Source organism: Propioniciclava sp., from assembly GCF_029977985.1.
Classification (GTDB): Bacteria; Actinomycetota; Actinomycetes; order Propionibacteriales; family Propionibacteriaceae; genus Propioniciclava.
The window spans coordinates 1-2,301 of record NZ_JARKOT010000293.1; the positions used below are offsets into that span (position 1 = coordinate 1).

The window sequence follows — 2,301 nt, forward strand, 5'->3', positions numbered from 1 at the left end:
CGCTCGTCGCCCCACTTCTCGACGATCTCCCCGAGCTCGGTGCCGATGATCTCGCGCTGCCTGTCGGGTTTGGCCAAGATGTCCTTGAGGTCGGCGATCTGGCGCTCGCGCTCGGCCAGGCGCTCCATGATCTGCTGGATCTCCATGGACGCCAGCCGCCGCAGCTGCTGGTCGAGGATCCACCGCGCCTGCTCCTCGTCGACACCGAGCAGGTCCTGCAGGCCCCGGTTGGCCTCATCGGCCGTCCGGCTCGCGCGGATGAGCGCGATGACCTCGTCGAGCCGGTCGAGCGCCTTCACGAGGCCGCGGTCGAGGTGGGCGCGCGCCTCGGCGTCCGCCAGCCGGTAGGCCGTCCGGCGCTGGATGACCTGAACCTGGTGGCGGATCCAGTAGCCGAGGAACTGGTCGAGCCGCAGGGTCCGCGGCACGGCGTCCACGAGGGCGAGCATGTTGCAGCCGAACGTGTCCTGCAGCGGGGTGTGCTTGTAGAGGTTGTTCATGACGACGCGCGGCTGGGCGTCCCGTTTGAGCACGATGACGAGCCGCTGGCCGGTGCGCGCCGACGTGTCGTCGCGGATGTCGGCGATGCCCGACAGCCGCCCGGAGTTGACCAGCTCGGCGATCTTGAGCGCCAGGTTGTCGGGGTTGCACATGTACGGCAGCTGCGTCACGACGAGCGAGGTGCGCCCGCGGGCGTCCTCCTCCACGTCGATGACCGCCCGCATCGTCACCAGCCCGCGGCCGGTGCGGTAGGCGTCCTCGATGCCCTTGCGGCCCACGATGAGCGCGCCGTTGGGGAAGTCAGGCCCGTGCACGCGCGCGATGCACGCCTCGAGGATCTCCTCCTTGGACGCCTCGGGGTGCGCCAGCATCCACTGCACCGCGTCGTTGACCTCGCGCAGGTTGTGCGGCGGAATGTTGGTGGCCATGCCGACCGCGATGCCCGTCGAGCCGTTGACGAGCAGGTTCGGGAACCGCGCCGGCAGCACGACCGGCTCGGTGTCCTTGTTGTCGTAGTTCGGCTGGAAGTCGACCGTGTCCTGGTCGATGTCGCGCACCATCTCCATGGCGAGCGGGTTCATCTTGCACTCGGTGTACCGCATGGCGGCGGCGCCGTCGTTGCCCGGGGAGCCGAAGTTGCCCTGCCCGTCGACGAGCTTGTGGCGCATCACCCACGGCTGCGCGAGCCGCACGAGGGTGTCGTAGATCGCCGAATCGCCGTGGGGGTGGTATTTGCCCATCACGTCGCCCACCACGCGCGAACACTTGTTCCAGCCCCGGTCGGGCCGGTAGCCGCCGTCGTACATCGTGTAGAGCACGCGCCGGTGCACCGGCTTGAGCCCGTCGCGCACGTCGGGCAGCGCGCGACCCACGATCACGCTCATCGCGTAGTCGAGGTAGCTCTTCTGGATCTCCTCGTTCAGGTCGACTTCCTCGACCTTGCCCGTCAGGGTCACCGTGCCCTGCTCGGACGCCGCCGCCTCCGTCGCCGCCTCGGCCACCTCGCCCGCGGTGGGCGCACCGGCGGCGTCCGGGCCGTCGATCGGGGGCTCGTTGGGAGTGTCGCTCATGGGTCGGTTCTCTCCTGGTCAGATGTCGAGGAAGCGGACGTCGCGCGCGTTGCGCTGGATGAAGCTGCGGCGCTGCTCCACGTCCTCGCCCATGAGGATTCCGAACATGTCGGACGCCGCCGCCGCGTCCTCGAGCGTCACCTGGGCGAGGGTGCGCTGGTCGGGATCCATGGTCGTGTTCCACAGGTCCTCGGCGTCCATCTCGCCGAGGCCCTTGTAGCGCTGGATCGGGTTCACCTGCGGCAGCTTCTTCCCGGCCGCGAGACCGGCGTCCCGCAGGGCGTCCCGCTCTTCGTCGGAGTAGGCGAGCTCGTGCGGGGCGTTCGTCCAGCGCAGGCGGAACAGCGGCGGCTGCGCGAGGTAGACGTGGCCCGCGGAGATGAGCGGCCGCAGGAACCGGAACAGCAGCGTGAGCAGCAGGGTCCGGATGTGGGCACCGTCGACGTCGGCGTCCGCCATGAGGACGATCTTGTGGTAGCGCAACCGGTCGAGATCGAAATCGTCGCTGAACCCGGTGCCGAGGGCGTTGAAGATCGCCTCGACCTCCTTGTTGGCGAGGATCTTGTCCAGGCGGGCCTTCTCGACGTTCAGGATCTTGCCGCGGATGGGCAGGATCGCCTGGGTGCGCGGGTCCCGGCCGCCCTTGGCGGAGCCGCCGGCCGAATCGCCCTCGACGATGAACACCTCACAGTCCGCCGGGTTGCGCGAGCTGCAGTCGGACAGCTTGCCG

The 2,301-nt window shown here is 69.2% G+C and carries 2 protein-coding genes; both read right to left on the reverse strand.

The features are described 5' to 3' along the window. Positions 1-1,571, reverse strand: a 1,571-nt coding sequence (locus tag Q1K57_RS15550) for a DNA gyrase subunit A (protein ID WP_300084302.1), incomplete at its 3' end; no start/stop codon positions are given. Positions 1,572-1,589: 18 nt separating this feature from the next. Continuing rightward, the coding region (locus tag Q1K57_RS15555) for a toprim domain-containing protein (protein WP_300084304.1) at positions 1,590-2,301 on the reverse strand (712 nt) is incomplete at its 5' end.